17 protein-coding genes are annotated in these 23,712 nt (G+C 55.8%); 5 read left to right on the plus strand and 12 right to left on the minus strand.

The window, feature by feature from the left end:
* Positions 1 to 230: 230 nt before the first annotated feature.
* The 5 genes from ADICEAN_RS12805 to nfi all read right to left on the minus strand — a co-directional run bounded on the left by ADICEAN_RS12805 (position 231) and on the right by nfi (position 6,452).
* On the minus strand, positions 231 to 2,636 hold the full coding sequence (locus ADICEAN_RS12805) for a penicillin-binding protein 1A (protein WP_009196034.1): 2,406 nt from the start codon (positions 2,634 to 2,636) through the stop codon (positions 231 to 233).
* Between the two features lie 133 nt (positions 2,637 to 2,769).
* Positions 2,770 to 4,647, minus strand: a complete 1,878-nt coding sequence (locus ADICEAN_RS12810; protein WP_009196035.1) for a CocE/NonD family hydrolase — start codon at positions 4,645 to 4,647, stop codon at positions 2,770 to 2,772.
* A gap of 16 nt (positions 4,648 to 4,663) precedes the next feature.
* Positions 4,664 to 5,302: a WD40/YVTN/BNR-like repeat-containing protein gene (locus ADICEAN_RS21285; protein WP_394330754.1), complete on the minus strand. Its 639-nt coding sequence runs from the start codon at positions 5,300 to 5,302 to the stop codon at positions 4,664 to 4,666.
* 4 nt (positions 5,303 to 5,306) lie between these two features.
* Positions 5,307 to 5,678, minus strand: a complete 372-nt coding sequence (locus ADICEAN_RS21290; RefSeq protein ID WP_009196037.1) for a WD40/YVTN/BNR-like repeat-containing protein — start codon at positions 5,676 to 5,678, stop codon at positions 5,307 to 5,309.
* 33 nt (positions 5,679 to 5,711) lie between these two features.
* The gene (gene nfi, locus ADICEAN_RS12820; protein WP_009196038.1) at positions 5,712 to 6,452 is read right to left on the minus strand and encodes a deoxyribonuclease V; all 741 of its coding nucleotides are present in this window, start codon (positions 6,450 to 6,452) and stop codon (positions 5,712 to 5,714) included.
* 35 nt (positions 6,453 to 6,487) lie between these two features.
* Here nfi and ADICEAN_RS12825 point away from each other — a divergent pair, with 35 nt between their 5' ends.
* Complete coding sequence (locus ADICEAN_RS12825; RefSeq protein WP_009196039.1) at positions 6,488 to 7,222, plus strand: MBL fold metallo-hydrolase; 735 nt, start codon at positions 6,488 to 6,490, stop codon at positions 7,220 to 7,222.
* A gap of 18 nt (positions 7,223 to 7,240) precedes the next feature.
* Here ADICEAN_RS12825 and ADICEAN_RS12830 read toward each other — a convergent pair whose 3' ends face one another.
* The gene (locus ADICEAN_RS12830) at positions 7,241 to 7,459 is read right to left on the minus strand and encodes a hypothetical protein (RefSeq protein WP_009196040.1); all 219 of its coding nucleotides are present in this window, start codon (positions 7,457 to 7,459) and stop codon (positions 7,241 to 7,243) included.
* 51 nt (positions 7,460 to 7,510) lie between these two features.
* Here ADICEAN_RS12830 and ADICEAN_RS12835 point away from each other — a divergent pair, with 51 nt between their 5' ends.
* Positions 7,511 to 8,794, plus strand: a complete 1,284-nt coding sequence (locus ADICEAN_RS12835) for an amidohydrolase family protein (RefSeq protein ID WP_009196041.1) — start codon at positions 7,511 to 7,513, stop codon at positions 8,792 to 8,794.
* A 47-nt stretch (positions 8,795 to 8,841) separates the two neighbouring features.
* Here ADICEAN_RS12835 and ADICEAN_RS12840 read toward each other — a convergent pair whose 3' ends face one another.
* The gene (locus ADICEAN_RS12840; RefSeq protein WP_152426425.1) at positions 8,842 to 10,017 is read right to left on the minus strand and encodes a hypothetical protein; all 1,176 of its coding nucleotides are present in this window, start codon (positions 10,015 to 10,017) and stop codon (positions 8,842 to 8,844) included.
* A gap of 407 nt (positions 10,018 to 10,424) precedes the next feature.
* Here ADICEAN_RS12840 and ADICEAN_RS12845 point away from each other — a divergent pair, with 407 nt between their 5' ends.
* Positions 10,425 to 13,550: a PD40 domain-containing protein gene (locus tag ADICEAN_RS12845; RefSeq protein WP_009196043.1), complete on the plus strand. Its 3,126-nt coding sequence runs from the start codon at positions 10,425 to 10,427 to the stop codon at positions 13,548 to 13,550.
* 119 nt (positions 13,551 to 13,669) lie between these two features.
* Here the strand turns inward: ADICEAN_RS12845 and ADICEAN_RS12850 are convergent, their stop codons facing one another.
* The gene (locus ADICEAN_RS12850; protein ID WP_009196044.1) at positions 13,670 to 14,350 is read right to left on the minus strand and encodes a pseudouridine synthase; all 681 of its coding nucleotides are present in this window, start codon (positions 14,348 to 14,350) and stop codon (positions 13,670 to 13,672) included.
* 245 nt (positions 14,351 to 14,595) lie between these two features.
* Between ADICEAN_RS12850 and ggt the strand changes: the two genes are divergently transcribed.
* On the plus strand, positions 14,596 to 16,314 hold the full coding sequence (gene ggt, locus ADICEAN_RS12855) for a gamma-glutamyltransferase (RefSeq protein WP_009196045.1): 1,719 nt from the start codon (positions 14,596 to 14,598) through the stop codon (positions 16,312 to 16,314).
* 18 nt (positions 16,315 to 16,332) lie between these two features.
* Here ggt and ADICEAN_RS12860 read toward each other — a convergent pair whose 3' ends face one another.
* From ADICEAN_RS12860 to ADICEAN_RS12870, 4 genes are read right to left on the minus strand one after another with little or no spacing between them, the layout of a single operon-like run.
* Complete coding sequence (locus ADICEAN_RS12860) at positions 16,333 to 18,372, minus strand: TonB-dependent receptor family protein (protein WP_009196046.1); 2,040 nt, start codon at positions 18,370 to 18,372, stop codon at positions 16,333 to 16,335.
* On the minus strand, positions 18,369 to 18,665 hold the full coding sequence (locus ADICEAN_RS21295; RefSeq protein ID WP_009196047.1) for a PQQ-dependent sugar dehydrogenase: 297 nt from the start codon (positions 18,663 to 18,665) through the stop codon (positions 18,369 to 18,371). The genes ADICEAN_RS12860 and ADICEAN_RS21295 overlap by 4 nt, the downstream gene beginning before the upstream one ends.
* 38 nt (positions 18,666 to 18,703) lie before the next feature.
* Positions 18,704 to 19,573 (minus strand): PQQ-dependent sugar dehydrogenase, encoded by an 870-nt coding sequence (locus ADICEAN_RS12865; RefSeq protein ID WP_083879728.1) that lies wholly within the window; start codon positions 19,571 to 19,573, stop codon positions 18,704 to 18,706.
* A 34-nt stretch (positions 19,574 to 19,607) separates the two neighbouring features.
* The gene (locus tag ADICEAN_RS12870) at positions 19,608 to 20,687 is read right to left on the minus strand and encodes an SDR family NAD(P)-dependent oxidoreductase (RefSeq protein WP_009196049.1); all 1,080 of its coding nucleotides are present in this window, start codon (positions 20,685 to 20,687) and stop codon (positions 19,608 to 19,610) included.
* Between the two features lie 144 nt (positions 20,688 to 20,831).
* On the opposite strand from ADICEAN_RS12870, the gene ADICEAN_RS12875 reads away from it, so the two are divergent.
* Positions 20,832 to 23,435, plus strand: a complete 2,604-nt coding sequence (locus ADICEAN_RS12875) for a CHASE domain-containing protein (RefSeq protein WP_009196050.1) — start codon at positions 20,832 to 20,834, stop codon at positions 23,433 to 23,435.
* The last annotated feature ends 277 nt before the right edge of the window (positions 23,436 to 23,712 follow it).

The following is a 23,712-nucleotide window of genomic DNA, read 5'->3' on the forward strand; positions in this document are numbered from 1 at the left end:
TGTTTTATTAGCCTGAAAGCACAAAAAAATCGCCGTTATCTCGATAGCAGGAGAGTTCNGGAGAAGACGGTTCATAAGAAGTTAACTTACCAAGATCCCTCCCTTTGGCGGGCCGCGCAGCCTCGGGGATGACCGCCACCTTACTAAAAAAAAAGCCTCAGAATAAATCCTGAGGCCTTTTTTTAGTAATCATTCTGATGAAAATTCGGGATGTCTCCTGTTTCCTGGTATTACCCCCCTCCGAATATCTTTTTCAGGATTCCCCGTTTTTTCTCTTCCTGCTGCTGGTTTTGCTGCCGCTCCTGGCGGCGCTGGTCCCGCTCATCCTTTCCGCCAAAGATGCGGTCGAAGAGATCCATATCCATGGGTGCCCGGTAGGGCTCGCAATTCATGCTGGCCAGCAGCTGGGGGCTGATCTTGAATTTGGCCTCACTCAGGCGGGTGTAGGTAGTGTCTTTATTCACCTCCTGCCAGAAGCGGGCAAAGATGGGCAGCGCTGTACTGCCGCCCTGGCCCAGGTTGATGGACCGGAAGCGGATGCCGGGGTCATCGGCCCCTACCCAGGTGCCTACGACCAGATCGGGGGAAATGCCAATGAACCAGCCATCGGCATGCGACTGGGTTGTGCCTGTTTTTCCGGCAATGTCATTGTTCACCTTGTACTTCCAGCGCAGGCGGCTGGCTGTGCCCTGGTTTACCACGGTACGCAGCATCTGCAGCATCATATCGGCCTTGTCGGGTTCCAGGGCCAGGCGTCCCTGCTCTTCTGGGGCAAACACATCAAGCACCTCGCCCTGGCTGTTTTCAATGCGCAGCAGGTAGGTTGGCTCTATGGTACGGCCCTTATTGGCAAAAACGGCATAGGCGGCCACCATCTCATAGAGAGAGAGCTCAGCCGTACCCAGGGCAATGGAGGGTACCTTGGGAATTTCGTTTTTAATGCCCATGGCCCTGGCCAGGTTTATGACATTGCTAAGGCCGGTACGTTTGATCACCTTAACGCTTACGGTATTCACTGAATTCATCAAGCCGCCGGCAAGGGTATATTCGCCCTCGTAGTTGCCATCGGAATTGCCAGGCGACCAGCCATCCATATCGTGGTACACCTCCCGCTCGGCCGAAATGTAGGTGCAGGGGTCGGCGCCCTGCTGCAGGGCTGCAGCATACACAATGGGCTTAAACGTACTGCCTACCTGCCGGCGGGTCTTGTTGTTTACGTGGTCGTATTTAAAATATTTGTGGTTGATGCCGCCTACCCAGGCCTTTACCTGCCCGTTGTGGGGGTCCATGGCCATAAAGCCGGCATTCAGGTAGTAGAGGTAGTATTTTACCGAGTCCAGGGGGGAGAGCAGGGTATCGATCTCGCCCTTCCAGGTAAAGAGCTTCATGGGCACTTTTTCGGCAAATACTTTCTGGATCTCCTTGGTCTCCAGTCCCTCGGCCTTCAGCTGCCGGTAGCGGGGGCTGCGCTCCACGGCCTTGATCAGGATCTTGGTGTTGCCGCTCCAGGGGGCGCGCCCCTTCCAGTGGGCAAAAAAGGAAGCCTGCAGTTCTTTCATCTGATCCATCACGGCCTTTTCGGCATGCTCCTGCAAGCGTGAGTCCAGGGTAGTGTAGATCTTCAGGCCATCGCGGTACAGGTTATAAGGGGTACCGTCGGGCTTGGTGTTATTGGCACACCAGCGCTGTAGTTCCTGCGCCAGGTGGGTACGAAAGTAAGTAGCCAGCCCTTCGTTATGGCTCTGCTGGTAAAAATCAAGCTTCAGGGGAGTAGCCTGCAGTGAATCGGTCTGCCGGGCTGTGAGGTAGCCGTACTTCCCCATCTGCCCCAGTACCACATTGCGGCGGTGGGTGGCCTGCTGCGGATTTTTGCGGGGGTTGTAACTGGTGGTGGCTTTAAGCATGCCCACCAGGGTGGCCGCTTCCTGCGGATTTACCTGGCTGGCCTTCTTATTAAAATACCGCTCTGAGGCGGTCTCAATTCCAAAGGCATTGTCGCTAAAGGGCACGGTATTGAGGTAGAGTTCCAGAATATCCTCCTTTTCATAGATATCCTCCAGCCGTTCGGCCACAATCATTTCCCGCATTTTGTTTACCGCCAGGGTCAGGAAGCGGCCCCGGTGCCGCTTGCGGGGATAGAGGTTTTTGGCCAGCTGCTGGCTAATGGTACTACCGCCGCCCGAGCTTTCTTCCTGCAGCATCAGGGTCTTGAAGATCACCCGGCCAATGCTTTTGTGGTCTACCCCATCATGCTGGTAAAAACGGGCATCTTCGGTTGCAATAAGGGCTTTAATGATGTTGGGCGATATCCGCTCATAGGGGGTGCTGGTACGTTCCTGTATAAAGTAACGGCCCAGCAGTTTGCCATCGCTGGAGTATACCTCGCTGGCTACCGAGGTGCGAATATCCTTAAGCTCGGCTTTGGAGGGCACCTCACCAAAAAACTCAAGACGCACCGCCTGGTAGAAAAAGAACAAGGCCATGAATGTGGTGATCACCAGCAGGCCCAGCACTACCCCTATCTTATTGGCCAGGGGAATGCGGGTAAAATCATAGCGCCGCTCGGTAAGATAGATCCTGGCTTTTTGCCAAAAGGTGAGGGGCTGAGGCTGGTTAAGGTCTGCTTCTTCTTTCATTAATGTGGTATATCGCTGCACATACGGCAGGCTGCCACCTGTGGGGCAGCAGCCTGTCAATGCCTATACGCTCAAAAATAGTGCCTGTTGCTCGGCCCTCCTTATTTATTTAAGCATGAGAGGGCAAAAGAGCTTATTTTGGCAGGATCTGCGCCTCCAGATAGGAGGGGTGTTCCTGGGAGTGGTAGAGCCGGTGCGTGGCCTTTACAAAATCTTCTTCATTGGCCTCAAAGATGTTGGGCACCCATTTCTGGGGATTGCGGTCGATGAGCGGAAACCAGCTGCTTTGCACATGCACCATGATGCGGTGCCCTTTTTTAAAGGTGTGCAGCACATCCTGCAGCGGCACCTTCACTTCCGTAACCGCATTGGGGGTAAAGGGTTCCGGATGCTCGTAGCTGTTGCGGAAGCGCCCCCGGAAGGTTTCGCTGCGCACCAGCTGCTGGTAGCCGGCCAGTCTGATGTGGGCTGGATTTTCGGGATCGTCCGGATGGTCATTGGGGTATACGTCAATGAGCTTTACCACCCAGTCGGCATCCTGCTGATCGGTAGAGACCAGCAGGCGGGCCAGCAGCTCTCCGCTCAGGGTAAGATCCTGCTCAAGCACCTCAGTCTGAAACACTAGCACATCGGGCCGGCGGGAGTTGTGCCGCTGGTCTTCGGTCATGTACTTGCGGGGGGTAAAGGTGGTGCGGATCTCGTCCGTAAAGGGTACCGGCTTGTTGGGGTCGCTTACAAATTCAGCATAATCGGCGCGCACCCGGGCAGGCGGAGCGCCCTGCTGCAGCTTCTGCTGGTCATGGAAATAAAAGCGGATGGTCTGGGCCTGGGCCGGGGGCCACTCGCTGTGCTGCCGCCAGGCCTTCAGGCCGGTATCAAACACATGAGCTTCTGCCAGGTCGGCAGCGGCTACCCCCTGCAGGTGTTTCTGAAAGAAGGGGTACTCAATGTTTTTCTGATAATAGTTCGAGATGCTGTCGCCAAAGGTGATGTAGCCGATCTTTTGCTTGCCGGTATTGCGGGACCAGTCGCCATGGCTCCAGGGACCCATGACCAGGCGGTTATCGGCCTGGGGGTTGTGCTTCTCGATGGTTTTGTAGATCTGCAGGGGGCCATAGAGATCTTCGGCATCAAACCAGCCCCCCACGGTAAGCACCGCATGATCGATGCCCCGCAGGTGGGGCAGCAGGTTGCGCTTCTGCCAGAACTCATCGTAGTTGGGATGGGCCACCAGCTGCTGCCAGAATTCATTGTCCTCACCGTACCACTTGCTGGCATTTTTCAAGGAACCCATGTCCATAAAAAACTGGTAGGCATCAGGGGTGCCGGTGTCTACCCGCTTGTACCAGGCCTGGGTGGTAGGCGCCTCCTTCTGGTAGCCAAACACTGTAGTGGCCAGCCAGTAGCTCAGAAAATACGCCCCGTGGTGGTGAAAATCATCAAAAAAGAAATCGGCTATAGGGGCCTGGGGAGAAGAGGCCACCAGCGCGGGGTGGTTGCTCAGGGCCCCGGCTGCTGCATAATAGCCCGGGTAGGAGATGCCCCACTGGCCCACTTTGCCATTGTTGGGCTTTACTTTTTTCAGCAGCCAGTCAATGGTATCCCAGGTATCGGTGCTTTCGTCTATTGCCTTCTGCTTTTTCTTGTTGGCATTGGGCAGCTGGGGACGCATGTTGTCGTAGCGGCCCTCTGACATCCAGCGGCCCCGTACATCCTGGTACACAAAAATATAGCCCTCTTCCATCAGGTAACGGCTTGGCCCCAGGGAAGCCCGCATGGTATCGGCCCCATAGGGCGCAATGCTATAGGGGGTACGGTTCATCAGAAAGGGGTATTTCCGGCTTTTGTCCTTGGGGCTGTAAATGGCCGTAAACAATTTGGTGCCGTCCCGCATGGGGATGTACACTTCCTGTTTTTCATAATCGCTCAGCTGGAGTTTTTTGTTCTGGGCCAGGGCTCCTGTCAGCAGGAAACAGAGGGCCAAGGCAAATGAATAACGCAGGTGCTGCATAGTATGGAAGTAGTAGTTAGTATTCAAGCAGAAAAATTGCCCCTTTGGCCCCCACCGCCCATCCCCTGCGCCCAGCGGGAGCAAAGCGGATGCTGTTGAGGTTTTCGGTATTCAGGGGCTGCCAGCGTTTGCCTCCATCCCGGCTAAGGTCGGTGCCTGTGGTGCCTACGCTGATGTAGGTAGCTGTACCGGGCAGCAGGGCCAGGCCGCAGCGATAGCCACGGGGAGGCTCTTCCGAGAGGCGCCAGCGCCTGCCGCCATTGGTGGTGTACAGGGCCGCCAGCCGGCCAAGCTCGGGCTTATCATAGGCGCCGCCTACGGCCACCCCCTTTTTGGCACTGGCAAAGTGCAGGGCATAAATGCCGGCCGCCTCCGAGATCCGGAGCATGGGGGGGTATTGCAGCTGCCAGCTCCTGCCTGCATCGGGAGTATGCAGCACCCGTATGGCGCCGCCTCCGGTGCCAATCCAGGCTTGTTGTGTGCCACACATGGCAATGCTGGCATTGGAGGCGGCAAAAAAAGCTTCGCCCTCTTCGGGCGCCGGTGCCTCCAGGGGTTGCCAGCTACGGCCCCCATCCCGGCTTTGCAGCAGCAGGATCTTGCCGCCCACCGGATCGCTCAGAGCAAGGCCCCGTTGTGCATCCCAAAAGCTGATGGCATCAAAAAAAGCCTAGTCCGGTGGTATCCTCCCAAACCAGCTGCCACTGCTGGCCCCCTGTGGTGGTGCGGTAGATGCGGGCGGGTTGTCCGGCAGAAGCAATCAGCGCTTCCTGGGCTGAAAATGCCCAGAGCGAGCGAAAGTCCAGGCTATCCGGCGGAACGATCAGTTCCCAGCGGGCGCCGCCATCGGTGGTGCGCAGCAGGGTGCCAGCAGCCCCGCTGGCCCAAACGGTTTGGGCATCTACCACAAACAGGCCGCGCAGGCTGGCTTCGGTAGGCGCCTGCTGCCGGCTCCAGCGCAGGTCCTGGGCATCAGCAGGCAGAATAAAAATGGCCAGAAGCAGCGCTAAGAAGAAAAAGGGGATCCTCATGCGGGACAGTTTACGAATTTTTCAGCAATCTTACTACTTCTCTGTGGGGGAGGGGGTATGGGGCGGCCTTACATACCAGTGTACCCCTGCCGGCACCTCGCCCCGGCGAAAGCGGTTCACCAGCAGATGCGCCTGCCGCGTGGGCTCCGGAATGCGGTATTTGCCAAGGCTCCGGCGGGTCAGGCTAAGTGCATCCTCTCCGCTCATGCCGTTGCCGAGTGATATAAAGACCGGCTTGGTCCCTGTTTTACTGCGGAAGGCCCAGCCAATTACTTCTTTTTTGTGCAGGAGGGGAGAGATAGACCCCTTTTCCAGGGCCGGCTCCTCATAGCGGCCGGCCAGCTTCTTTTTGGCACAGCCCATGCTGGGGCAGCCTGTTACCAGCCCAAAGTGGCTGGCTATGCCCATACGACGGGGGTGCGCGATGCCATGCCCATCCACTACCAGGGCATCGGGCTTCAGGGGCAGCAGCTCCCAGGCCTGCAGCAGCGAGGGGATCTCCCGAAACGAGAGCAGGCCCGGCACATAGGGAAAGCCTGCCACACACTGTGCCAGCGCATGCACTACGGGTGTAAGCCCCGGCAACTCCAGCACAACAATTCCGGCATAGACGGTGTCTTCATAAAGATTGAAGGAAATATCGGCGCCGGCCAGGTAGCGTACAGGTGCTGTCAGCGGACTAAGGCTGATCTGCTCCCTCAGCTGCTGTTGCAGCTGTACGGCTTCTTCGGCCGATTGGGGGTGCTGGTAAGGCTTGGATGCTGAAAACTGCATGGATCTATAGTAAATCCCTAAAAACCAAAAATGTTATGGACCTTACCGTTTTAGGATGTGGAGATGCCTTTGGCAGCGGCGGCAGGCTGCAGACCTCCTTTTATGTACAGACCGGAAAGCATTCGCTATTGCTTGACTGTGGCGCCACCATTCTGCCGGCCCTGCACCGGGAGGGGATTTCTTCAGCCGAACCAGATGCGGTACTCATCACCCACTTTCATGGCGATCATTTTGGCGGGCTTCCCTTTCTGTTGCTGGAAGCGGCCAAGCGCTACCAGCGGCAGAAACCACTCATCCTGGCCGGTCCGCAGGGGCTGCAGCAACGCCTGGAAAAACTGTTGCCCATGCTCTATCCGGGTACTGAAGATGTGCTGGAGAGTTTTCCCATTACCTACCTGACCTACAAAGAAGGGGAGGCGCTGCAGCTGCTGGACCTGAGCCTGCAGGCCTGGGAAGTGAAGCACTCGCCCGACAGCCTGCCCCATGGCCTGCGGCTGGAAGCTGGTGGCAAGGTACTGGCATTTTCGGGTGATACGGCCTGGCACAACAACCTGCTGCCGCTAAGTAAAGGGGCCGATCTCTTTATCTGCGAATGCAATTTTCTGAAAGGCGAAAAGCCGGGACACCTGAGCTGGGAGCTGCTAAAGCCGCGGCTCGGGCAGTTTTCTGTCCGGGAGATGCGCCTCACCCATGTGGGCGATGAGGTACTGGAACAGCAGCAAACGCTTTCGGTAAAGGTGCTGGCAGATGGCGAACGCCTCAGTATATAGGGGGGTGCTCTGCGTGGCTTAGCGGCGTCGCTTTTTAGAAGAAGCAGTAGAGGCCAGGATCAGGCCAATGATGGCAACGGCGGCACTGATCACCAGGGGAGTCCAGTCGGCTTCACTTATCGTAATTTGTTTGCCCAAAAGTTTAATACTTTCAGTACTTTGGTATGCATTCCAGCCGGTGATGATGGAGCCTACCGCTCCCAGAATAAACAACAGAATGCCCAGTGTGCGTTGCATAGTGATTCAATTTTAGACCCGCAAGATACTTTATTTTACCAATTACCGAACATGCTAAAACACTTTTACATCCTGCTGTTTTTGCTGCTGCCCCTGAGCCTGGCAGCCCAGCAGCGCATTCTTATACATGCCGGCACCCTTATAGATGGCCGCAGCAAGCAGGCCCAGAAAGAAGTAACCCTGGTGGTGGAGGGCAACCGCATTGTGGAGATCCGCAAGGGGTATAGCCAGGCCGGTAGCGGCGAGCAGCTGATTGACCTGCGGGAGCATACCGTTATGCCCGGCCTCATCGACATGCACGTGCACCTGGAGAGCCAGACCAGCAAAGATTCCTATTCTGAAAAGTTCAGGCTCAACGAGGCTGAAATGGCCCTGCGGGCGGCCCAATACGCCCGTACTACCCTGATGGCCGGCTTCACCACCGTGCGGGACCTTGGGGGCAGCGGTGTAAACATCTCTCTAAGAAATGCCATAGCCCAGGGCTGGGCAGATGGGCCGCGCATCTTTACGGCCGGCAAATCCATCGCCACCACGGGCGGCCATGCCGACCCCACCAATGGGGTTAACCGCCAGCTGATGGGCAATCCGGGCCCCGAGCAGGGGGTGATCAATAGCCCGGAAGAAGCCCGCAAAGCGGTGCGCCAGGCCTATAAGAATGGATCTGACCTGATCAAGATTACGGCTACCGGTGGGGTGCTGAGCGTAGCCAAAGACGGTAGCGGGCCGCAGTTTACCCCCGAAGAGCTGACCGCCATTATTGAAACCGCCAAAGACTACGGCATGCATGTGGCAGCCCATGCGCATGGCAAGGAGGGAATGAAGCGGGCCGTGCTGGCCGGCGTAACCACCATTGAACATGGCACCTATATGGATGAAGAAGTGATGCAGCTAATGATCCAGCGCGGCACCTACCTGGTGCCCACCCTAACCGCCGGCCGCACCGTAGCCGATAGTGCAAAGGTAAAAGGCTACTATCCTGATGTGGTAACGCCCAAAGCGCTGGCCATAGGCCCCAAGATCCAGGATACCTTTACACAGGCCTATAAGAAGGGGGTAAAGATTGTGTACGGAACCGATGCCGGTGTATTTGTGCATGGTTATAATGCCAAAGAATTTGCCCTGATGGTGCAGGGAGGTATGCCCCCCATGGAAGCCATACAGGCAGCCACCCTGGTGCCCGCCCGCATCCTGGGCATGGAAGACCGCCTGGGGTCTATTGAAAAGGGTAAACTGGCCGATATTGTGGCTGTGCGGGGAAATCCCCTTCAGGACATAGGGGTAATGGAACATGTAAGCTTTGTGATGAAAGACGGAAAAATCTACAAACGGCCCTAAGCAGGGTTTACCCCCCCTTTACAAATCAAAAAAGAACCGGTAGTGGGCTACCGGTTCTTTTTTATATTCTTCTGGGTGATCTCCCAAAACTCTCTGGCTACTTCCGGAAGTTTATCCCGCCGGATGCGCATGATCTCCGCATGTTCCCGGCCTACCTTTTCCCTTATTTCGGCGGGATAGCGCTGAAAGGCTTCCTCAATAACCTCATCCGTTAGCGCTGCCTTGATTTCTTCTGCCAGCGCTACCATTTGTGTAAGGCTAATGCTGGCCAGAAACTGCCGGTCCATGTCGGCTGCCTGCCGGGTTAGTCCTTTTACCCGGCCATAGTCCTTGCGGAACGACTGAAATTTAGGGTTTAGCAGCAGGGTGATCTTGGGGAAGAGGCCTTCGTTGAAGCGGTAGAGGGCCATGTCCCGATCGCCGGGGATGGGCCGGTAGATCTTCTGACCCCCTTCTTCTACCAGGGCCCATTTCCACTGCCCTTCGTGCCGGTCCCAGTCGCTGATCAGCAGATCAAACAGGCGGCTGCGGGCGTACATGAGCGTATCCAGGGGAATGCCTTTTTCCCGGGCCCGCTCCAGCATTTCTTCTGTATCGTCTATCTCGGAGGCATTGTCAAAAAATGCGTCCTTTTCCCAGCTGCCATCGGCATCATTTTCCAGCAGGGCCATGCGGCCGGCCAGTACATCATTAAACTCCTTTTTGCTCTCATCAAAGGGTACAAATACCAGCACCGGATTGGTGTGGTAAATGTTAATGGCCTCAGCCATGGGGGGGAGGATCAGGGAGCCGTAGGGGTTCATGGAGGCGGCCTGGTCCCGGAACATAAAGCGAAATACCGTCCAGCGCAGCACCTTGGGCAAGGCTTTGGACTGGTCTTTGTTCACTGAGCGTACGGCCCACTCCCGTTCCTGCCCATCCAGAAAATCTACACTAAAGGTTTGCTGGCCGCCGCCAATCTGCTTTGGGGTAAGGCCACCCTTGATCTCATCATATTTCAGCACCCGTACCTTTACGGGGGTGCCCCATAGGTCCCGGTATTTTTCACCGAAAAAGAGGGGGTGAGCCCCCCCACGGTCATACCACTCGCCGGGGGGAATCAGTACACTATCCGGTACCGAACTAATGTGATAATACTGAGCGGCCCACTCAAGCCGCTTATCCTGAGAGAAAGCATCTCTTTCCCTAAAATTGATGGTATTTGGCAAAACAAATACGATCAAGACTAATCCAGCTATAACAACCATGCCTACTTTATTCCAGAATTTCATTTCTTATCTATCCACTGCCTAGTATAAGTGCACGGACCAACCTTTGGTTAAGAAGGAGCGCAGTTTTTTACCAAGGGGATAAACCATTGAGACGTACAGCGGCCCAGCGGCCGGAATCTCGTATCTTACAACATGAAAAAAGCGAAATTGTCTTGGCGCAATGGGTAATTTAAAGTACTTCTGGCTGAATGTTGCTATAAGTTGCTGACATACAGTAAGTTTATGGATGGTGTGTTGCTTGAGGTTGACTCAGCTACTTGTATGGAGTGGTACAATTTTTGTATAGATAATAAATTTTAGGGGCTCGTTGCCTCATTTTGTGCCAAACTATCGTTTAACATTCTATATCCATTTTTTGAATGAAAGTAGCCCAACACGGAATCTGTTTTTTTCTGGGCCTGCTGTTGCTCCTCTGCTGCACCGCTCAGAGCCATGCACAGTACTTTGGCCGTAATAAGGTAAGCTACCGAAGCTTTGATTTTGAGGTAGTGGAGAGTCCGCATTTTGAGTTTTACCACTATTTCACCAACGACTCGGCCGTACATGAACTGCTGCGCATGAGTGAAAAATGGTATGCCATGCACCAGGAGGTTTTGCAGGATACTATCCGCTTCAAAAACCCTATTATCTTTTACCAGAACCACGCCGATTTTCAGCAAACCACGGCCATTAGCGGCAGCATAGGGGTAGGCACCGGAGGAGTGACCGAAGGCCTCAAGAACCGGGTGGTGATGCCGGCCTTTGAGAGCCATGCCCAAACCGATCATGTGCTGGGCCATGAGCTGGTGCATGCCTTTCAGTACAACCTGCTGCGCGATAGCCAGGACTCCTCCCTTTCCCTGGCCAACATGCGCAACCTGCCGCTCTGGATTGTGGAAGGCATGGCCGAGTATATGTCCATAGGCCGCATTGATGCCCATACGGCCATGTGGATGCGAGATGCCTACCTGAGTGGAGATATCCCCACCATTAAAGACCTCAATACCAACCCAAAATACTTCCCATACCGCTACGGGCAGGCCTTCTGGGCCTTTGTAACAGGGGTATGGGGCGATGATGTGGTGCTGCCCCTCTACCTGAATACAGCCCGCTATGGCCTGGATGCCGCTATAGATACCGTATTGCAGGTGAATACCGAAACCCTCTCCCGCATGTGGCGCCATTCGCTGGAGCAGCATTATGGCCAGATCATGCCCGATACGGTGCAGCGGCTTAGCGGCCAAAAGCTCATCAGCAAGGAAAATGCCGGGGAGCTTAACATAAGCCCTTCCCTGAGTCCCGATGGCCGCTACGTGATGTACCTGTCGGAGAAAAGCATCTTTACCATAGACCTGTTTCTGGCCGATGCCCAAAGCGGCCGCACCATTCGCAAGGTTTCCAGCACGGCCCGCAACAGCCACATCGATGCCTTTAGTTATGTGGAATCGGCCGGGGCCTGGGCGCCCGACAGCCGCCGCTTTGTATTTGTGGCTTACAGCAAGGGCCGCAACAAACTCATTGTGGTAGATGCCCAGCGGGGCCGGGAGCTGGAAGAGCACTTTATACCCGGTGTACCGGCTTTTAGCAATCCTACCTGGTCGCCCGATGGCCGCTCGGTGGTGGTTACCGGCCTGGTAGAGGGGTACAGCGATCTGTACCAGTATGACCTGGACAGCAAGCAGGTACGGCAGCTGACCCGGGATGTGTATTCCGATCTGCACCCCAGCTACTCGCCCGACGGCCGTAGCCTTGTATTTGCCTCTGACCGGCTGGCCATGGAGTCCGGCACCTTTAACGGCCGGCGCACCTTTAACCTCTGCCAGCTGGATTTGGAAAGCGGGCAGGTTAGGGTGATAGATTTTTTCCGGGGCGCCAACAATTTCAACCCCCAGTATGCGCCCGACGGGAAATCCCTCTATTTTCTCTCAAACCGCGATGGTTTCCGGAATCTGTATGCCGTTGAACTGGCCAGCGGGCAGCTTCATCAGCTTACCCATTTCCTGACGGGTATTAGCGGCATAACCGAAACGGCACCAGCCATCAGCGTAAGCCGCAGCACTGGTGAGCTGGCCTATTCGTATTACCAGAAGAATGGGTACACGGTGTATAAAGCCCGTCCGCAAGACTTTAGCCGGCAGCCGGTTGCACCCGATGCACTGGACTTTACGGCCGCCACACTACCCCCCTTTAGCCCTGTGGGGCCGGTGATTGTTAGCAGCAACCTGGCCATGCCCCAGCGCTTTGGCTATGTGCCTGCCGACCAGCTGGAAGAGCGCCCCTACCGGCCCAAGTTCAAGCTTGATTATGTGGGCAATACCGGGGTGGGGGTAGCCACCAGCCAGTTTGGTACCGGGGTTTCGGGAGGTGTAGCAGGTATCTTTAGTGATATTCTGGGTACCAATCAGCTCTTTGGAGTGCTGCAGGTCAATGGGGAAATCTATGATTTTGGCGGGCAGTTTGCCTACATCAACCGCAAAAACCGCTTCCACTGGGGAGCGTCCCTTTCACACCTGCCATTTCGCACCGGCTATCTGGAGGGCTTTACCGAGCAGGTGCGGATCAACGAAAAAGATACCACGGCCTATGTGCAGCAGCTGAACCTGATTCGCATCTTTGAAGAAAAGCTGGGGCTCTTTGCCTATCTGCCCTTTAGCAGCACCCGGCGGCTGGAGCTTGGCGGCTCGCTGGCCTACTACTCCTACCGCAACGATGAGTTCAACACCTATTACTACTTCAACCCCAATACCAATCAGGTAAACCCCATTCCGGTAGCGCAGGACCGGCAAAAAGGGGAGGCCCCTTCTGGATTTGCCCTGCAGCAGCTGGAGACAGCCTTTGTGGGCGATAATTCCTTCTCGGGCCTGGTGGGGCCTCTGCAGGGGCACAGGTTCCGCATAGGCGCCGAGACCTATTTTGGCGAGCTTACGTACCAAAGCTACCTGGTGGACCTGCGCCGGTATTTCTTTTTGAAGCCCTTTAGCCTGGCCTTCCGGGGCATGCACTATACCCGGCAGGGCAAAGATGCCGAGCGGTATTCGTTCATTGGACCCCTTTTTCTGGGCTTTCCCGGCATGGTGCATGGCTATGATGATCTGGTGTTTGATCAGCAAACCGGCCAGCCTGGCAATACCGTTAGTGTGAACGACCTGATCGGCAGTAGCATTCTGGTCGGCAATGTTGAGCTTCGCCTGCCCTTTACCGGACCACGACAGCTGGCCCTGATCAATTCCGGCATTTTCTTTACCGAGCTGGCGCTGTTCTTTGATAGCGGGCTTGCCTGGGATTCTAATTTTCAGGCCATCAACTTCAACCGGGAAGCGCCACAACTGGATGGCGATACCCGCTTTCCAGCCATCAGGGAGCGTATTCCCGTGTTTTCTACCGGCATGTCGTTGCGCATCAACCTCTTTGGCCAGCTGATCATTGAGCCCTACTATGCATTTGCCTTTCAGCGGCCCGATAAACGAGGGGGAAGCTTTGGGTTAAACTTTGTGCCGGCCTGGTAGAGCTACGCATGTTATTTGGGTTATGGATGTTAATTATCCCCGGCGCATTTAGAGAAATATAGAGAAGCGGGCAGCTAGCCCGCTTTTTGTTGGTAGGATCATACTGGTAATACCAGTAACTATCTGTTATTTCGTCCTGATCTGACCCCCTGCCTGCGGCCGGAAAAGGAGGGGCCAGATGGGGTAGTAAGCTTCAGCTGGCGGTAGATTTCCTGTCTGTTCAGCTGCCGTAACTCGCCGGGCTGCAGGGGGGCAAGTTCCAGCTCTTCTATGGCGACCCGCATCAGGCGAAGGGTTGGAAAGCCCACTGCGGCCGTCATGCGGCGTACCTGCCGGTTTTTGCCCTCCTGCAGGCGCAGCCAGATCCAGCTGGTGGGCACATTGAGGCGGAAACGAATAGGCGGGGTGCGTTCTGGTATGGAAAGGCTCTTGGGCAGCAGGTCGGCCTGGGCGGGCAGTGTTTGGTAGTCCTTTTTATTGATGCGGATGCTTACTCCCTTTCGGAGCTGCTGAAGGGCTTCAGGGGTTATGGTGCCTTCTACCTGTACCCAATAGGTGCGCCAGTGGCCATGGCGGGGATCCAGCAGGCGGTGGTTGAGCTGGGTATCACTGGTGAGTAGCAACAGGCCTTCACTATCGGCATCCAGCCGGCCTACGGGATAGACGCCTTCCGGAAAATCAAACAGACTGCCCAGCCCGGCATGCTCTCCCTCGGGCGTAAACTGGCTGAGTACCCCATAGGGTTTGTGAAGGCAATAATAAAGATGCTCCTGTGCGGATGGTCGTAGGCTGCGGGCCATGAGTAGCTGCTGGTTTTGTGCAAACCTAACGCTAATTCGGCTAAATCCAGTTCCTATTGCCAGTTTCTGCTGCAGGGGCGCAGGGTGGCCAGACCGGCAGCGGGTGCGCAACGGATTGCCGGCATTTTATTCTTACTCCAAAAAGACGTTATTGCTCTGCCAGAGTTTACTCAAGTACCTGCAGGCAACCCCTGTTGGGCTGCTGTAGTATACTTCTTGTACTATCACCTAATGCTACTGCTTCTATGTATAAACACTACCCCCTTCTTGCCCTGCTTTTTGTTTTGTTTACCTGTACCACCAAACCCCAGCCCAAAGGGGTGAGTACCGGCTGCCTTGAGAAAACCTGTTTACGTCAGGAAGCCATGGTGGTGACGGCCCATCCGGAAGCCAGTAGGGTAGGCGTGGAGGTGCTGCGCAGGGGGGGTACCGCTCTGGATGCAGCCATAGCCGTACAGTTTGCCCTGGCGGTGGTATATCCCAATGCCGGCAATATCGGCGGTGGGGGATTTCTGGTGTACCGCCAACAGACAGGGGAAGCCTATACCCTTGATTTCAGGGAAAAAGCCCCCCTGGCGGCCAGCCCCACCATGTACCTGGATGAGACCGGCGAGGTAATTCCCAACAGGAGCATTCGGGGCCATCTGGCTGCAGGGGTTCCCGGCTCGGTAGAGGGCATGTGGCGAGCGCATGAGCGCTTTGGTAGCCTTCCCTGGGAGGAGCTGCTGGCGCCTGCCGTGCAGCTGGCAGAAAAAGGCTTTGCCATTACCGAGCGGCAGGCCCGGGAGTTTAACCAGAACCGCGCGGATTTTCTTGAGCTTAATGCCGACCCCGCCCAGGTAGCCCTGCTGAAGGAGGGCAGCTGGCAAAAGGGAGACCAGCTGGTGCAGCCCCTGCTGGCGGCTACCCTGCAGCGAATCCAGCAGCAGGGGCGTGATGGCTTCTACAAAGGTGAAACCGCCCGCCTGCTGGTGGCCGATATGCAGGCCAATGGCGGGCTGATCACCGAGGAAGACCTGGACCGCTATGAGGCCGTCTGGCGGGAGCCGCTCACAGGCCGTTTTGGTGCGTATCGCATTATCGGCATGGGACCTCCATCCAGCGGCGGTCTGGCCCTGCTGCAGTTGCTGAAGATGAGCGAACACTTTCCCTTGCAGCAATGGGGGCACCAGTCGGTCCGCAGCATGCATGCCATGGCCGAAATGGAGCGGCGGGTGTACCTGGACAGGTCCCGCCACCTGGCCGACCCCGATTTTTGGGAGGTGCCCGTAGCCCGGCTGCTGGACTCGCTCTACCTGCTGCGCAAAGCACAGGCCATTTCGCTGGAAGGGGCCACTCCCAGCCATGCCCTTGCGCCAGATGCTGTGCCTGCAGCCCTGGAGCAGGAAGAAACCACGCATTTTTCCATTGTGGATGCCCGCGGAAATGCTGTTTCGCTCACCACTACGCTCAATGGTTCCTATGGCGCCAAGACCTTTGTGAAGGGAGCGGGATTTCTGCTCAATAATGAGATGGATGATTTTAGCATTAAGCCGGGACATCCCAATATGTACGGCATCATTGGCAGCCAGGCCAATGCCATTGCACCCGGCAAGCGCATGCTGAGCAGCATGACCCCTACAATCATTGAAAAAGGGGGAGAGGTCTATATGGTGGTGGGTACACCGGGTGGCTCTACCATTATCACCTCGGTATACCAGGCGGTGCTGGGGGTACTGGTGCATGACATGAGCATGACGGAGGCCGTGTGGGCCGGGCGCTTTCATCACCAGTGGCTGCCCGATGAAATTCAGCTGGAGAGTGGTCAGTTTTCGGCCGAATTGCAGGACAGCCTGCGTAGCCTGGGGCATACGCTGCGGGAGCGGCCGGCCTACGGACGCATCAATGCCATCCTGCGCAGAACCAACGGGCAGCTGGAAGGCGCCGCTGATCCCCGCGGCGATGATATAGCCGCGGGCTATTGATGTCAGCCAAACGTAGGCTTACTCCAGCTCCAGGGAGATGCCGACCATAAACGTTCTGGCAGCCGCCGGTTGGTAAAAGCGATTGCCAAAGGCGTTCAGATCAAAGCCCAGGCTGTAGCGCTCGTTCAGCAAATTCTGCCCGCTGAAGAAGAGCCTGAGGCCCGAGCTCTGCCAGCGGGCCAGGCGCAAGTCCAGGCGGGCATTGAGCAGCTGGTAGGGGTCAGTATAAGCGGTGTTGGCATCATTGAGCGGCATGCTGCCGGTAGCCTGGTGCATAAGCGATAAGCGAAGCCCCTGCCGGTAGCGCAGGTGCAGGCTGGCCGAGCTGCTAAGGGGGGCTATCCCGGGCAGCGCATTGCCGGAATAATCATTCTCCTGCTGCCGGTAGCGGGCAAAGCGAAAATGTTGCCAGGTGGCAGATAGAGCCGACTCCAGTTGCCATCGAGGGGTGCGCAGCAGTTGCAGCTGCCACTGGGTCTCCAGCCCGCGCTGCCGCGTTTCGCCGGCATTGCGGAACTGGGCAACTGTGCTCCCCTCGGTCACAAAACTGGTTATGGTCTGCTGCAGGTGCAGGTAATAGGCCGTAAGAGAGCCGCTGATGGTACCCTTCAGCAGACTGGTGCGGACGCCCAGTTCATAATTTGTACCTCGCTCGGCTTCCAGGTCCTGGTTCAGGCTGCCTTCGTTGGTGCGGATCTCATCCAGCGAGGGGGGGCTAAATCCCCTGCTGATCTGACCATAGAGCTGCCATGCGCGGCTTATATCCCACAGGGCCCCGATGCGGGGCGCCCATACAGGATCAAAGGATTTCTGCAGCCGGTAGGAGCGCTGCTGAGCCGAATCCCAAAGGCGGAAAATATCATTGGCAAACCAGTTGAGGCTAAGGCCTGCTGAGAGCGAAAGCTGCTGCCTGAGGTACAGATCGGCCTGTGCAAAGGCCAGTGCGGTCCGGCTACGGATCTCATCATCAAAATTTAGGGTATCGGGCTGGCCGGCCCTGTTGCCAAAGTTACGGGCCAGGTCCAGTCCCTGCTGGTATTCGCCCCCTGCCTGCAGCTGAAGGGCATGCTCGCCCAGCTGACGGGTATGCTCAAAAAGGGTGCGCAGGCCGCCGCCCGCCGAAAAATCTCGCTTATAGTCAGTAATAAAGGGGTGATCATAAAACCCGCTGGAGCCAAAGAGGTAGGTACGGTTGCCCAGGCCGGGTCGTATGGTCCATTCATGGCCGATCCCCGCCAGGGCATAGCGGTGGTGCACCGAGGCGTTGCGCTCAATGCTCAGGGGGCGGGACATGCGTGGGTCTTCAGCAAACTGCTCGGCCGTTAGCCCTCCGGGGATGCTGTAGTCGGCCCGGGCCAGTAGCAGGTTGGTTTCCAGCTGCTGGCGGGGGCTAAGCTGGTGGCGACCGGTCCAGAATACATTCTGCCGCAGCAGATCACTGTGCTCCCGGTAGCCCTGGCTGTGCAGCTGTGTGGCCCCAAGGCGCCACTGCTGCTGGCTGCCGGCCTGTTGGTAGCCAGCCTTCAGCCGCCGGTAACCCCAGGAGCCTGCTGCCAGTTCGGCCTCGGGGCCCGACTGCAGCCCACTGCGCTCCAGGCTGGAGATGTTCAGGACCCCTCCGGTGCCGGCTCCGTAGTAGCTGGCTGCGGGACCCCTTACCACTTCTACCTGGCGGTAGAGGGCTACATCCAGCAGGTTAAGAGGGGTGGTACCGTTGGCTTCCGTTAGGGGCAGGTTGTTCCAGTAGACCTTAACATTTCGTACCCCAAAGGGGGAGCGCAGGGAGCTGCCGCGGATGTTGAGCCGATAGCTGCCCGGGGCCCGCTCTTCCAGCCGTACGCCGGGCAGTTCGTTTAGCGCATACAGGGGGGAGGCCTCTCCATTGCTCATGAAGGCTGTACGATCAAGTACACTAACGGCAGCAGCCACCCCTTGTCCGGGCCTGATGCCATAGGCCGTTACCAGAGCCTCGGGCAGCAGCGAATCGGCCGGGAGTTGCTCCTGGCCGGTGGCGCTAAGCCCGCAAAGCAGCAGGCTGCCCAGCAGAAATTTTTTCATGAACCTTTGTAACTGATCCGGTAGATAACACCCCCTCCATCATCGGTAAGCAGCAGGGAGCCATCGGGTAGCTGAGCCATGCCGCAGGGGCGGGCAATATGTGATTTTTTGTCGGGGAGTAAAAATCCGCTGATGAAATCATCAGCCTCCCGGGGCTGGCCATTTTCAAACCGTATCCGCACAATCTTATAGCCGGAGGGCTCGCTGCGGTTCCAGGAGCCGTGCAGGCTTACAAAGGCCTGGTTGCGGTACTCTGCCGGAAACTGGCTTCCGGTATAAAACAGCATGTCCATGGGGGCACTATGGGCCGTCAGGAGCAGGGCCGGGCTGCTTACCTTTTTTCATAGGCCTGCCAGCCTTCTTCGGGTGTATCTTTGGGGCTGCGGGTGCCCTTTTCATAGATGTAGGGCCATCCGTAATGCCTGCCCTCTTCCAGTAGGTTCAGTTCTTCTTTTGATTCATCATCGCCAAACCAGTCAATGCCATGGTCCATGCCCCAAAGCTGTCGGGTCTGGGGGTGCCAGTCCATGCCAATGGTATTGCGCAGACCCCTGGCCCAGATGGTGCGCCCGCTGCCGTCGGCATTGAACTGAAGAATGGTGGCGGCCTCCTCATTGGGCTCGTCGCAGGCATTGCAGGTGCTGCCTACGGTAATGTACATCTTGCCATCGGGACCAAAATAGAGCGTGCGGTTGGGGTGCTGGCCGCCATCGGGCAGGTCGCTGATGATCTTTTGGGCAGTACCCAGGCTGCCATTGGCCTGAATGGGGGCCCGGTACACCTCCCGTACCGTTACCACATACAGCTGGCCTTCGTGCACGGCAAGTCCATGGGCTTTATCCTGTTTCATCACCACCTGGCGGGCATCTGATTTTCCATCCTTATTGCTATCCTGCAGCAGCAGTACTTCTCCCTTCTTGGGATCGGACACATATACCTGTCCCTGAGGACCTACGGCCAGCATGCGGGGTTTTTCAAAGCCGTCGGCCCATTTTTCAATGGTAAAGCCCAGGGGCAGTTTCAGGGATTTGAGGCGTTCGGGGCTGGCTTCCAAAAAGCCGGGCTTGTTCACAAAGCCTTTCATCTCGGAATATTTTCGCTCCTGTCCGTTCTGGGCTAGACTAACAAAAGGAAAACTAAAGAGGGCAAGGCCCAGAAGCCAGTGCCGGAGGTTCTGGCCTTTCATTATAATTGTTAACATAAAAGTAGAGGTTGGTCATTGCAAAGAGTAGTGCTTACAGGCTGCTGGGCGCATCGTTGTTGCGCTGGCCAGATGCCCTTTTCTGACTGTATTCATGGGTGTACTCATTGTTTTTGGCGGCGGCCTGGTCGGTCAGCTGGGTCAGGGGGTCGCCATCCTTCTCGTATTGTGTTTCATACCCCTTGATGGCCCATTTATTTTCGGTGCCCTGCGGCAGCATCCAGCGGTTGATGAGCTCGTTGATGCGGATAACGGTTGAGGGGCTAATGCCGTGGATCAGGCTGGCCAGCTTGGCCGGTACCGTAAGGATGTATTCCGGATCGCCGCGGCGGCAGGCATTCAGAAGTTTGTGGGCGGCCCGTTCAGCTTCTATGGCCAGGGGGGGCAGGGAATCGCTGATCTTAAAGATGCGGTATTCCTGTTCATGATTGCCCACTACATCGGCATTGCGGGGGCTGCCGGTGCGCATCAGGCCGGGGCAGGCGGTGGTTACCAGTACCCCTTCTTCTTTCAGGCTGGCGTAGAGGCCTTCTGACAGGCCTGTAAGGGCAAATTTTGCGGCGCAGTACGGCAATAGATGGGGCACGCTCACCTTGCCGCCAATGGAAGAGATGTTGAGGATACGGCCTTGCCCGTGCTGCCGCAGGTAGGGGAGTGCTGCCTCAATCAGCCGCAGGGGTGCGTAGAAATAGAGGTGCATCATGCGGTCAAAGTCCTGCTCTACCATGCTCATGTAGGGACCCACCACCATTTGGCCGGCATTGTTGATCAGTACATCAATTCTGCCATAGGCCTGCACGGCCTGCTCTATCAGGTAGGCAGGGGCTTTGGGGTCGGTGATATCGCAGGTCACCATCAGCACATGTCCGCCCAGATCTTCCAGTTCCATACGGGCCAGGCTCAGTTCCTGCTCATCGCGGGCGCAGATGCACAGATAGGCGCCCTCCTGCACCAGCTGGCGGGCCATTACCAGGCCAAGGCCTCTGGAGCCGCCTGTAAGTACCACTACTTTGCCGTAAAAACTATAGCGCTTGTGCTGAATGCTGCGGTACAGGCTCTTGGCTGCAAAATATCCAAGGCTTAAAATTCCTGCGTTTCTTAAAAAATTGCTCATTTTGTATCGTCATCAAAGTGGATGGATCCTTATTAAGAAGAATAACCCATCTTGCTATTTTATGTTGATACTTTGAGCGAATCTTGGGCATATCTATTTTTTGTCCGAATATCGCCCTGCAGTATTTTTGAAAAATATACGAGAATGTCCCTGAGTAAGGTAAGAGAATTTTTTAGAGTATATGCCCTGGCTGTGGTGGCCTTTGTAGTTTTGCTGATCCTTACCTTTATAACGTTTTGGCAAACCTACAGCCGGGTTTTAGAGCGCAACGAGGCCCTGTTTACCCTGAGAACCGAAACGGCAAAATCCGCTATTGAAAAGCGGATGAACGATTATATCCAGATCCTGAAGGGAGCAAAGGGTCTGTTTATGATAGCCGATAGTGTGAGCCGCCAGGAGTGGAAAGAGTATGTTGCCATGGTAGAGGTGGATGCCAACTATCCGGGCATACAGGGTTTGGGCTATTCTGCCTATTTTCCCAAATCATACCTGCCGGCTTTAGAAGCCCAGCTGCGGGCCGGCGGTTTTCCGGACTTTGCCGTATGGCCGGCCGGAGATCGGGAAGTGTATACCTCCATCCTTTATCTGGAGCCTTTTGACAGGAGAAATCAGCGGGCCTTTGGGTATGATATGTATACCGATTCCGTTAGAAGGGAGGCAATGGAGCGTGCCCGCGATACCGGACAGCCCTCGCTGTCGGGCATTCTTACGCTGGTGCAGGAAACCGAAACAGGGGTGCAAAGGGGATTAAACCTCTATGTACCGCTCTATAAACGGAATGCCCCCCTGGAAACACAGGAGCAGCGGCGCCAACACCTCACCGGCTTTATCTACAGCCCCTTTCGGGTGAATGATCTGATGAGCGGCATTTTGGGGAACCGCTTCAAAGAGCTGCACCTGGAGGTGTACGAAGGATCGCGCCTGGATCGCTCATCGCTGGTCTATGATTCGGATACCATTGCACATGCCAACCGCAAGCACCAGGATGTGCTGCGCATCAGCCCCATACGGCTGGCAGGCCGCACCTGGCAGGTGTACTCCTCGCCCGGGCCGGAATTTGGTCAGGGTACGGCACTCCCCTGGTTTATTCTGGGAGGCGGAATGCTGATGAGCAGCCTGATCTTTATTATTCTCTACTCACTTACCAACAGCCGGCGCAGCAATTACCTCAAACAGCTGATCACCGATAATGCCACGGCTGCCCTCTTTATCCTGGATAAGCACCAGCGCTGTACCTTTATCAATCCTGCAGCGCGCGCCCTGGTTGGCTATTCGCTGGATGATTATAAACGAACTGGTTTTCATGAGCTGGTGCATCATAGCCGCCTGGATGGCAGCCCCTTTCCGGCAGCGGACTGCCCCATTGTAAAAGCCCTGGCCCAAACCGGGGTAATCTACAACCACGAGAGTGTTTTCTTCAGGAGCGATGGCAGCTATGTGCATGTGCTCCTGAATGCCCAACCCATTGTGGATGCCAATACGGTAGTGGCTTACCTGCTGGAGGCGCATGACATCAGCCAGCGCAAGGAAGCCGAGCTGGCTCTTAAAGAAAAAAATAAAAACCTGCAGCTGCTCAATACCATTGGCCGGGACCTCTCCGCTGAGCTTGACCTGAAAAAGCTGCTGCAGTCGGTAACCGATTCCTGTACCGAGCTGACCAATGCTGAGTTTGGAGCCCTCTTTTACCACCAGGATAACGGGCAGGGTGAAAAATTGACGCTCCATACCTTATCCGGAGCGGGCAGCGAGGTGGTGCAGGATATGGCCATTGCAGGACTGCTTGGGCAAGAAGTGGTGTGCTCTGATGATATCACCCAGGACCCGCTTTTTGGAAAGGATACCCCTTATCAGGGAATAGATACTAGCAAACTGCCGGTAAAGAGTTACCTGGCTGTGCCGGTAAAATCAAGAGGGGGTGAGCTACTGGGAGCCCTTTTATTTGGCCATAGGCGGGCAGGGGTGTTTACCACTACCTCTATTGAGGTTGTGCAGGGTATTGCCTCACAGGCAGCCATTGCCATTGATAACTCGCGCCTGTTTGAAACCATTCGTCAGAAGAATGACGAGCTGCACAAAATTAACAACGACCTGGACAATTTTGTCTATACCGCCTCGCACGACCTTAAATCACCCGTACTGAACATTGAGGGTCTGGTATATGCACTGCAAGCAGCCCTGAAGCGGAACAAGCCCGAGCGGGTGGAGGAGATCCTGGAAAAAATACAGCTTTCCATAGCCAAGTTCAAAGAAACCATTCAGGCCCTGACAGAGGTGGCCCGCACCAACAAGAACCTGCACGAAGATGTGGAGGTATTTGACCTCAGGGAGCTGCTTAATGATGTGTTGCTGAGCATTGAAGACAGTATCCTCAAATCAGAGGCGCGGCTGCATACCGATCTGGTCTGCAGCAAAATGCACTTCTCCAGGGCAAGTATGAGCAGCATTCTGCAAAACCTGATCACCAATTCCATCAAGTACCGCTCACCCGAGCGGGCACCTGAGATCCATATTGCCTGCGCCCGCAAAGATGGAGGGGTAGAGCTGCTCATTAGCGATAATGGACTGGGCATTGCCCAGGAGCACCTGTCCAAGATCTACACCATGTTTCGGCGCTACCATACGCATGTGGAGGGAACTGGCATAGGCCTGTATCTGGTAAAGCGCATTGTTGATAACCATGGCGGCTCCATTGCCGTGCAAAGTGAGGTAAACAGGGGAACAACCTTTTCCATTTACCTGCCACAGTAAAGCAAAAAACATGAGTCATCCCGAATTTTTAGTGGGACACTTAATAAAAAAGGCCTCAGAATGAATCTTGAGGCCTTTTTTATTAAGGTAGGCTGTCATCTCGACCAGCGCGGCCGCCGCGCGGGGAGAGATCTTGGAAAGTTTTTAGTAATGAGTTGTCCTATGCCGGATCTCTCCCGCTGGTCGAGATGACGTCCCTTCTTTATGTTTTTGGGCTAGAATACAGTAATCTAAGGCTGTTTTAGCCATTTAGAAAATTCGGGATGACTCATGTTTT

This window comes from Cesiribacter andamanensis AMV16 (assembly GCF_000348925.1).
Classification (GTDB): Bacteria; Bacteroidota; Bacteroidia; order Cytophagales; family Cyclobacteriaceae; genus Cesiribacter; species Cesiribacter andamanensis.

Bases quoted from the DNA above. Each gene is read 5' to 3' on its own strand.
- ADICEAN_RS12860 (WP_009196046.1), bottom strand. From the start codon at position 18,372: ATGAAAAAATTTCTGCTGGGCAGCCTGCTGCTTTGCGGGCTTAGCGCC.
- nfi (WP_009196038.1), bottom strand. From the start codon at position 6,452: ATGCAGTTTTCAGCATCCAAGCCTTACCAGCACCCCCAATCGGCCGAA.
- ADICEAN_RS21295 (WP_009196047.1), bottom strand. From the start codon at position 18,665: ATGGACATGCTGTTTTATACCGGAAGCCAGTTTCCGGCAGAGTACCGC.
- ADICEAN_RS12845 (WP_009196043.1), top strand. From the start codon at position 10,425: ATGAAAGTAGCCCAACACGGAATCTGTTTTTTTCTGGGCCTGCTGTTG.
- ADICEAN_RS21290 (WP_009196037.1), bottom strand. From the start codon at position 5,678: ATGAGGATCCCCTTTTTCTTCTTAGCGCTGCTTCTGGCCATTTTTATT.
- ADICEAN_RS12865 (WP_083879728.1), bottom strand. From the start codon at position 19,573: ATGTTAACAATTATAATGAAAGGCCAGAACCTCCGGCACTGGCTTCTG.
- ADICEAN_RS12810 (WP_009196035.1), bottom strand. From the start codon at position 4,647: ATGCAGCACCTGCGTTATTCATTTGCCTTGGCCCTCTGTTTCCTGCTG.
- ADICEAN_RS12805 (WP_009196034.1), bottom strand. From the start codon at position 2,636: ATGAAAGAAGAAGCAGACCTTAACCAGCCTCAGCCCCTCACCTTTTGG.
- ADICEAN_RS12850 (WP_009196044.1), bottom strand. From the start codon at position 14,350: ATGGCCCGCAGCCTACGACCATCCGCACAGGAGCATCTTTATTATTGC.
- ADICEAN_RS12870 (WP_009196049.1), bottom strand. From the start codon at position 20,687: ATGAGCAATTTTTTAAGAAACGCAGGAATTTTAAGCCTTGGATATTTT.
- ADICEAN_RS12830 (WP_009196040.1), bottom strand. From the start codon at position 7,459: ATGCAACGCACACTGGGCATTCTGTTGTTTATTCTGGGAGCGGTAGGC.
- ADICEAN_RS12875 (WP_009196050.1), top strand. From the start codon at position 20,832: ATGTCCCTGAGTAAGGTAAGAGAATTTTTTAGAGTATATGCCCTGGCT.
- ggt (WP_009196045.1), top strand. From the start codon at position 14,596: ATGTATAAACACTACCCCCTTCTTGCCCTGCTTTTTGTTTTGTTTACC.
- ADICEAN_RS12835 (WP_009196041.1), top strand. From the start codon at position 7,511: ATGCTAAAACACTTTTACATCCTGCTGTTTTTGCTGCTGCCCCTGAGC.
- ADICEAN_RS12825 (WP_009196039.1), top strand. From the start codon at position 6,488: ATGGACCTTACCGTTTTAGGATGTGGAGATGCCTTTGGCAGCGGCGGC.